General features: G+C 44.5%; 8 protein-coding genes. 7 read left to right on the top strand and 1 reads right to left on the bottom strand.

Going from position 1 to position 8,850, the window contains the following annotated elements:
• Positions 1–18 precede the first annotated feature (18 nt).
• The 7 genes from A5295_RS03905 to A5295_RS03875 all read left to right on the top strand — a co-directional run bounded on the left by A5295_RS03905 (position 19) and on the right by A5295_RS03875 (position 7,229).
• The gene (locus A5295_RS03905) at positions 19–831 is read left to right on the top strand and encodes a thiazole synthase (protein ID WP_004104776.1); all 813 of its coding nucleotides are present in this window, start codon (positions 19–21) and stop codon (positions 829–831) included.
• A 35-nt stretch (positions 832–866) separates the two neighbouring features.
• Positions 867–1,598: a HesA/MoeB/ThiF family protein gene (locus A5295_RS03900; RefSeq protein WP_064621753.1), complete on the top strand. Its 732-nt coding sequence runs from the start codon at positions 867–869 to the stop codon at positions 1,596–1,598.
• 267 nt (positions 1,599–1,865) lie between these two features.
• On the top strand, positions 1,866–3,767 hold the full coding sequence (gene dnaK / locus A5295_RS03895) for a molecular chaperone DnaK (protein ID WP_064621752.1): 1,902 nt from the start codon (positions 1,866–1,868) through the stop codon (positions 3,765–3,767).
• Complete coding sequence (gene grpE, locus A5295_RS03890; RefSeq protein ID WP_012914519.1) at positions 3,767–4,465, top strand: nucleotide exchange factor GrpE; 699 nt, start codon at positions 3,767–3,769, stop codon at positions 4,463–4,465. Before dnaK ends, grpE begins: the two co-directional genes overlap by 1 nt.
• Before the next feature lie 124 nt (positions 4,466–4,589).
• The gene (locus A5295_RS03885) at positions 4,590–5,651 is read left to right on the top strand and encodes a DnaJ C-terminal domain-containing protein (RefSeq protein ID WP_064621751.1); all 1,062 of its coding nucleotides are present in this window, start codon (positions 4,590–4,592) and stop codon (positions 5,649–5,651) included.
• 87 nt (positions 5,652–5,738) lie between these two features.
• Positions 5,739–6,335 (top strand): heat shock protein transcriptional repressor HspR, encoded by a 597-nt coding sequence (locus A5295_RS03880; protein ID WP_064621750.1) that lies wholly within the window; start codon positions 5,739–5,741, stop codon positions 6,333–6,335.
• 150 nt (positions 6,336–6,485) lie between these two features.
• Positions 6,486–7,229 carry an HAD family phosphatase gene (locus A5295_RS03875; RefSeq protein ID WP_064621749.1) on the top strand — a complete coding sequence of 248 codons (744 nt, stop codon included), beginning with the start codon at positions 6,486–6,488 and terminating at the stop codon, positions 7,227–7,229.
• 94 nt (positions 7,230–7,323) lie between these two features.
• On the opposite strand, the gene A5295_RS03870 is transcribed toward A5295_RS03875, so the two are convergent.
• Positions 7,324–8,850, bottom strand: a 1,527-nt coding sequence (locus A5295_RS03870) for a transglycosylase domain-containing protein (protein ID WP_064621748.1), incomplete at its 5' end; no start/stop codon positions are given.

Genomic DNA, 8,850 nt, shown 5'->3' with positions numbered 1-8,850 from the left:
TTAAATAAAAGGCTTAAAATGACAGAAAATAATACAGAAGAAAGTGCCGATACTTGGCAGCTTTGCGGTAAGACTTTACATTCAAGGCTTTTGCTTGGCACTGGCGGCATGACGAGCATTGACATTATGGAAAAGTCACTTGTAGCTTCAGGTGCGGAAGTGGCTACGGTTGCAATGCGCCGTCACGCAAAAACAGGCGTGGATATTTACGGCATGTTGCAGCGTCACAATATTAACGTTTTGCCAAATACTGCTGGTTGCAAAACTGCGCATGACGCTGTGCTTACAGCAAAAATGGCTCGTGAATCGCTTGGAACTGATTGGATTAAGCTCGAAGTGATTGCAGACGACGATACTTTACTTCCAGATACTCGTGAAGTATTACTTGCTGCAGAAAAGCTTATTGAAGAAGGCTTTAGCGTTCTTTGCTACACGAATGACGACCCGATTGTGGCTCGTCGCTTGGTTTCGCTTGGTGTGAAGGCTGTTATGCCTGGTGGTGCTCCAATTGGAACTGGTCTTGGTATTTTGAATCCTCGAAATATTGAGCTGATTGTCCAAGAATGCAAGGAAGCTGGCGTTCCTGTGATTTTGGATGCCGGCGTTGGCACTGCTTCCGATGTTGTTAAAGCTTTCGAAATTGGCTGCTCTGGTGTGCTTCTTGCAAGCGCTGTAACTCGCTGCCCAGACCCAGTGAAGATGGGTCGTGCAATGGCTGCTGCTGTAACTGCTGGAAAGCTTGCTCACGATGCTGGCCGTATTCCTAAGCGTGAACATGCGCTCGCTTCTTCGCCTGTTGAAGGTCGCGCTTGGGCTGATTCTGTACTGTAAATTTTGTACTGTAATTTTTCGGCATATTATTCAACATGACGATTAATAAAATTTACGACAACCTGCAGGAGCTTGAGATGGAACGCACTAGCCGCCACTTGCTCCTGCCGGGCTTTACGCATGAACATCAGCAGTTACTTCGCGATGCGAAAATCTGCATGGTCGGAGCAGGTGGACTTGGTTCGCCATGCTTGCTTTCGCTTGCTGCAGCAGGAGTTGGCGAAATCACGATTTGTGACGACGATGTTGTTGAGCTTTCTAATTTGCAAAGGCAGACTTTATATACTGTCGATCAGTGTGGCAAATCTAAAGCGCAACTTGCGGCTAAGCGTCTGCAAGCGTTATCTCCAGGTTTAAAAATCAACCTTGTAGATAGATTTAATGAAGACAACGCAAAGCAACTTGTAGAAAGTCACGACTTAATAATTGATGGTTGCGATAATTTTGCTACTCGCTTTTTGATTGCGGATGCTGCTTGGAGTGCTGGTACGCCAGAAGTTTACGGATCGGTGCTTTATTATGAAGGTCAAGTAAGCGTTTTTATGCCTGGGGAGGGACCAGGATTGCGCGACTTGTACCCTTGTCCTCCGCCTAAAGAAAAAGTGCCAAAATCGGCAGTATTGGGCGCGACTGCAGCTATTGTTGGCGCAATGATGGCAACTGAAGCAATCAAACTCATAACCGGTATTGGCACGCCGCTTATTGGTGTTTTGGCGCGCTACAATGCTCTGGATAATTCTTTGCGTCGTTTTAAGTTCAGCGCGTGAATGCTACTGAATTTTGCAGAATTTCCCCTTAATTTTGCTTAAATTGCAAAACTTGAGTCTAGTTGTATAAAGTTTTTTGTAATTTTTGGGAATAAAAGTTGACTTTTACAAGTTGAGTGTAGTAGGCTCAAGTTTTGGAAAGTAAAAAAGCTGGTGATTTACCTAGTTTCCAATAAGGAATCTAAATAAAGCTCAGCTCACGTAACTGCAAAACTTGAAGGAAAGCGTAATTGCACAAAAGGTGCAATACCTAGTTAAGGAGAAATTATGGGACGCGCAGTAGGTATTGATTTGGGAACAACCAACTCTTGCATTGCTACTCTTGAAGGTGGCAGCCCAACCGTTATTGTGAACGCTGAAGGCGCACGTACCACGCCATCTGTTGTGGCATTCAGCAAATCCGGCGAAATCTTGGTTGGTGAAGTTGCTAAGCGTCAGGCTGTAACAAACGTTGATCGCACGATTAGCTCAGTAAAGCGTCATATGGGCACTGATTGGACTGTTGATATCGACGGCAAGAAGTGGACTCCACAAGAGATTTCTGCACAGGTTTTAATGAAGTTGAAGCGCGATGCTGAAGCTTACTTGGGCGAGCCGGTAACCGATGCCGTTATTACATGCCCAGCTTACTTCAACGATGCTCAGCGTCAGGCAACTAAGGATGCAGGTAAGATTGCAGGCTTGAACGTGCTTCGTATTATTAACGAACCAACTGCTGCAGCTTTGGCTTACGGCCTCGAAAAGGGCAAGGAAGACGAGCGCATTTTGGTATTCGACTTGGGTGGCGGTACTTTCGATGTGTCCTTGCTTGAAATTGGTAAGGATGATGACGGATTCTCCACAATTCAGGTGCAAGCAACTAATGGCGATAACCACTTGGGTGGCGACGACTGGGATCAGAAGATTATCGACTGGCTTGTTGGCGAAGTTAAGAACAAGTATGGCGTTGATTTGAGCAAGGATAAGATTGCTTTGCAGCGCTTGAAGGAAGCTGCTGAGCAGGCAAAGAAGGAGCTTAGCTCTTCTACTTCCACCTCAATTTCTATGCAGTACTTGGCAATGACTCCTGACGGCACTCCAGTGCATTTGGATGAGACTTTGACTCGTGCTCACTTTGAGGAAATGACTTCCGACTTGCTCGGTCGCTGCCGTACTCCATTTAACAACGTGCTTTCTGACGCTGGAATTTCAGTAAGCCAGATCGATCACGTGGTTCTTGTTGGTGGTTCTACTCGTATGCCAGCTGTGAAGGATTTGGTAAAGGAACTTACAGGCGGTAAGGAAGCTAACCAGTCCGTGAACCCAGATGAGGTTGTTGCAGTTGGTGCAGCTGTGCAGTCGGGCGTTATTAAGGGAGATCGCAAAGACGTTCTGCTTATTGATGTAACTCCACTTTCCTTGGGTATTGAGACCAAGGGTGGAATTATGACAAAGCTTATCGATCGCAATACTGCAATTCCAACGAAGCGTTCGGAAGTATTCTCTACTGCTGAAGACAATCAGCCATCCGTGTTGATTCAGGTTTACCAGGGCGAACGTGAGTTTGCTCGTGATAACAAGCCTCTTGGCACTTTTGAGTTGACTGGTATTGCTCCAGCTCCTCGTGGCGTTCCTCAGATTGAAGTCACTTTCGATATTGATGCTAACGGCATTGTGCACGTTTCCGCTAAGGATAAGGGCACTGGTAAGGAACAGTCTATGACTATTACCGGTGGTTCTGGTTTGCCAAAGGACGAAATCGACCGCATGGTAAAGGAAGCTGAAGCTCACGAAGCTGAAGATAAGAAGCGTAAGGAAGAAGCTGAAGTTCGCAACCAAGCAGAAGCCTTTGCTTACCAGACCGAAAAGCTCGTGAACGACAACAAAGACAAGCTTTCTGACGAAATTTCCAAGGAAGTTACCGACAAGGTTAATGCTTTGAAGGAAGCTTTGAAGGGCGATGACGTTGAGAAGATTAAGTCTGCTCAAAGCGAGTTAATGACTTCTGCTCAGAAGATCGGTCAGCAGCTTTACGCTCAGCAAGGTGCTGCTGGTGCTCAAGGTGCTGCTAGTGCCGAGGCTGGTACTCAGTCTGCTGCTGGCGCTCAGGCTGGCTCTGCAGCTAAGGATGATGATGTAGTTGACGCCGAAGTGGTGGACGACGACAAGGACGATAAGGACAATAAGTAATGTCCGACTTTAACGCCAACGAATATTTGCAAGATATGGAAGATGCTGACTCGCTGGGTGTAAAAGCTACAGGTGATTCTGCGAAATCGTCTGCGCAATCTTCATCGAAAGCTGCTGAAGATGCAAATCCTGCAGAAACGAAAGCTGATGCACAAGCTGATGCTAACGTTTCTGCGGATTCCGCAAATTCTGAGGATACAGCGAATTCCACTGAATCCTCAGAATCGAAAGACAGCCAAGACGCGGATAGCGGCAGTTTAACTCCATTAGGTAAAGCTAAGAAAGAAGCTGCAGAGTACTTGGAAGCGTTACAGCGAGAGCGTGCTGAGTTTATAAACTTCAGAAATCGTTCCGCCAAAGAGCAGGATCGTTTCAGACAGCATGGAATTATTGACGTGCTGACAGCATTGCTTCCGGCATTGGATGACATTGACCGCATTCGCGAGCATAGCGAAATGGATGATTCATTCAAGGCTGTTGCAACTAAGATAGATAAAGCTTTTGAAAAGTTTGGTGTGGAAAAGTTTGGTGAGAAGGGCGAAGATTTTGACCCGACCAAGCATGATGCAATTTTGCACAGGCCAGATCCAGACGCTACAAAAGAAACTGTTGATGCTGTAGTTGAAGCAGGATATCGAATAGGAGATCGCGTTATTCGCGCCGCTCGTGTGGTCGTTTCTTCGCCAAGTAATGACTAACGAAACTCTTAGTCGTGACTTTATTGCATAACTTGCTCGTGCTGACTCATAAGAGTTAGCACGAGCAGACTATATTTGGTCAAAAGCGAAATAGCCAATGTGCTTGTGAAGAAAGGAGGCACAAATGGCTGAAAATGAATGGTTAGCTAAGGATTTTTATAAGGTTCTCGGTGTCTCCAAAGACGCAGATGAGGCAACGATTACCAAAGCGTATCGCAAACTTGCTCGTAAATATCACCCTGATTTAAACAAAACAAAAGAAGCTGAAGAAAAATTTAAGGATGTTTCTGAAGCTTACGACGTACTAAAAGATAGTCAAACTCGCCAACGTTATGATGCTATCCGCCAATTTGGTGCTGGTGGTGCTCGTTTCGCTGGAGGAGCAGGTGGTGCTGGTGGTTTCGATGCGTCGAGCTTCTCGGACATTTTCTCTATGTTCAACGGCGGCTCTGGCATGGGCAGCATGGGTGGCATGGGCGGAAACGGTTCGCGCATTCGCTTTACATCCAACGGTGCTGGACCAAATATGAGCGACATTTTCTCTATGTTTGGTGGAGGTCAGCGCTCTCAAGATTCAGCAGGATTCCAGGGTACGAGTGGCTTTGGTGGTGAGAGGTATTCTCAACCGCAGGAAGCTGATGTGCCTGAAGTTGGCGAAGATATAACAACCGATATAAAGCTCACATTTAAGCAAGCTTTTAAAGGCGCTACAGTATCGTTGCGTGCGGCTGGTGAAACTTTTAAAACGCATATTCCAGCTGGTGTAAAAACCGGACAGAAAATTCGTTTGAAAGGCAAAGGCAAACCAGGTAAGTTTGGTGGTGCTGCAGGTGACTTATACTTGCATGTTCAAGTAGAAGCATCAGATAAATTTACTTTGCGAGGCGACGATTTGATTTCTACATTGCCGCTAACGTTAAGTGAAGCAGTGCATGGTGCAAAGGTTAGTGTAAACGACATAGACGGCAATCCTGTTACTTTCAAAGTTCCAGCTTGTGTTTCAAGCGGCGATGAAGTTCGTATAGAAGGTGCTGGAGTGCCGGGGAAAAATGGCGATTTTGTTGGCGTTGTGCAGATTCGTTTGCCAAAGCGTTCAAGTATGTCTCTTAGACGCGTTGCAAAAGAATTTGATAAAACTGCTGGCGAAACTTATGCTGAAGAAATTAAAAAATTAAGACAAAACTAAGTTAACAATAATTTAGCAGGTTAAACACTGTTGAATTGCTTGTAACAGTGCTTTAAACATACTAAAAAGGGCAAAGGAAGGCGTGCTATGACACCAATAACGCGTGAAACTAAAGCACTGTATGAAATGTGTGCAGTTGCTTTAGTGCGTGGTACTGCAACGCTTGACGGGGCAGATGAAGTAGGATTTGTTCTTGATTTGCCAATATTTACCGTAAGCCATGTGGCACGCCTAACCAATACGCACCCGCAAACTTTACGACAGTATGATCGGCTTCATTTAATAATGCCGAATAGAACTGAAGGTGGCGCTCGCCGCTATTCTTTGCGAGATATAGACAGGATTGTGCAAACTCAGCATTTAAGCCAAAATGAAGGTATTAATCTTGCTGGCATCATGCAAATACTTGATTTGCAAGAAGAAAATCGACAGCTGAAAAGACAAGTAAGGCATTTGCTTGATTCTGCAGAGTCTTCAGAGCGCAATATTTTTGCTGCAAATGCAGATGGTGACATTGTGGAAATGCAGCGTTCTCGCAATGCGCGTCGCTGGAGGCGGGACATTCTTGCAGAGAGACGAGCGTTACCTTCGTCGTATTCTTCAGAAAGCTATAACAGTAATTATAAAAATCGAAAGTCTTCGGATGAAAAATCTGTGGTGTTGTGGAGAGCGTGGAGCATATAGTAACGTAGGTATGGCTACTTATTGTGCTTAAGTGAGAAATTAGCGAGAATTAACGAGAAGAATTAATAGTGCGAAAAGTAATGCAGAATTAGTGCGAAAATGATGTGCTATAAAAGCTAAAGCAAATATATGCAATATAAAGGATTGTGAATGGCTGAACAGACGACAAATGTGTGTGCAAATACTCTTAACTCTAGTGAAGAAAAACATGTGTTGCGTGCAGTTTTCTGGGATATGGATGGTACTCTTATAGATTCCGAGCCGTATTGGCATGAGTCGGAATTTTATTTAGTAAAAAAATATGGTGGATACTGGGATGAAGATTTAGCTTGGGAATGTTCCGGCGGATCCCTTGAAACTGTTGCCAATAAAATGATTCCAAGCGGTACAAAACTTACTGTAGAAGAAATCGGCAAAGGTATGGTTGATTACGTTGCTGCTCGTGAAGCTGAATCCGTGCCATGGGTTCCAGGAGTTTTAGACGTACTTAAAAGCCTTACGGATGCTGGCATTCCTTCAATTTTGGTGAGTAATTCGCCGCGTTGTTTGGTTGAAAATATTGTGAATCGCGCTCCAGAAGGCGCTTTCGCTGGGTATGTGTGTGGAGATGATGGATTTAAACCAAAGCCTAGTGCTGAGCCATATCTTGCTGCAGGAAAAATGGTTGGCATTGAGGGTACGGACGAGGAAGTTGCGAAGCAGATGGCTAATTGCATTGCCATAGAAGATTCTCTATCTGGTCTTACTGCCGCAGTTAATTCCGGAGCAACTGTAATTGCGCAAACAGGTTTTTCGCGCGCAAACATATCTGAAAGCAAGCATCATGCAGAACTTAACGGTTATGAAAATGTTACTGCTAAAATGCTTGAGAACATTGTTTTGAGCCGAAACTAATTAACAAACAAGCAAAACTAATTAATAAACTATTTAGTTATTTATTTAGATAGCTATTCGCATATCTGTTTGTAAATTAGCTACAGTTGATTTACTAGTTTCCTCCAGTTGTGTCATAGTTATTGTCATAACCATGACCGCCAGAATTATTATCGTAACTGCCAACGCCGCCCGATGATGAATCGTCACGACCATACAGCTGGCTATCAAGGTCTAAATCGTTGTCGTTGTCCTTGTCTTTATCTTTGTCCTTGTTTTTATCCTTATCTTCATTCTCAGTTTTTGCGTGCGTGAATGTGTGTTGTTCGCCTAATCCCCATTTTCCATCAGGTCCGCCAATTTTGCCTGTGTCTTTTGCTTCAGGGAATTTAGTATTCGGGGTTCCTATTACCGCTTGACGCATGTATCTTGTAAACAAGTGTACAGGGTAGTCGCTTCCGCCAAGATATCCATGGAACGGTTTAATTACTTGTGGGCTACCTTTTGCGTCTGGATTCCATATGGCAAATGCGGTAACAATATTTGGCGTAAATCCTACAAAGCTACCAGCAGTTTCATCGTTTGCTGTTCCAGACTTTCCTGCAATTTCTCTACCTACAGCGCGAGCTTCAGTTGCTGTACCATGTTGCACTACGCCAATCATTGCTTTTGTAGCTAAAGCGGCATCGGCTGGTGAGAATACTTGCTTTCCAGCTGTTGGTGCACGGTAGAACTCTTTACCGTCGGGATTTTTTACGCTGGCAACAATATGCAAATCTGGGCGTCTTCCTTGGTTTGCAAATGTTGCATATGCGCGCGCAATTTCGCTTACATGTACAGAATCGTTTCCGAGCACAGTAAACGGATTCTCACCATTGACTCGTTCAGGATTTAAGCCTGCCATAACTGCGGTATGAGCAACTTTTTTAGCGCCAAGTTTACTTTGCAAATCCATATACACTGTGTTCACAGAATTTGCAGTTGCATTGTATAAGTTAATGGTGCCATAGCTCATGTTTGCAAAGTTTCCAACAGGTTTATCGATTCCATCAAACTTGCGTGGAGAATTGCCATTGAACATCGTATCCAAGCTAGTGCCAGCCTGAATTGCTCCCATAAGCGCAAAAGGCTTCATAGTAGAGCCTGGCTCATAAAGCGCTTGTGTGGCGTTATTAAGCTGTTTCTTTAGATAATCGTCTCCTGCGTAAACGGAAATGATTGAACCATCTTTTGCATTTATTGAAATTCCGCCAACTTGCAGTCCTTCTGGCACAATTCCTCGTCCATCTTGAGAAGGACTTGCAACTTTGAACATTAAATCTTGCTTAGCTTTATCGATAGTAGTAATAATGCGATATCCACCACTGTCGAGATCTTCCTGTGTAAAAGCGCCATTCCTAGTTAACTCATCGCGAACCATATGCAATAAGTAACCTTGTTGACCTGCGTAAATGTTTTGAGTCGTCTGAGTAATAGTTTTAGGCATTTTTGCTTGCGCTGCCTGAGAGGCTGTAATGTAGCCATCTTCTTTCATAATGCGTAACACGCGCTTAAAACGAATGCCTGCTTCTTTTGGACCAATTGCAGGATCCCAGCTACTTGGTGCTGGAATAATACCTGCTAAAAGTGCAGCTTGCGAAAG

Origin of the sequence: Gardnerella sp. 26-12 (assembly GCF_001660745.1) — a bacterium.
GTDB classification, from domain to species: domain Bacteria; phylum Actinomycetota; class Actinomycetes; order Actinomycetales; family Bifidobacteriaceae; genus Bifidobacterium; species Bifidobacterium swidsinskii.
The sequence above is the reverse complement of the archived record's forward strand: the minus strand, read 5'-3'. Positions and strand labels throughout refer to the sequence as shown.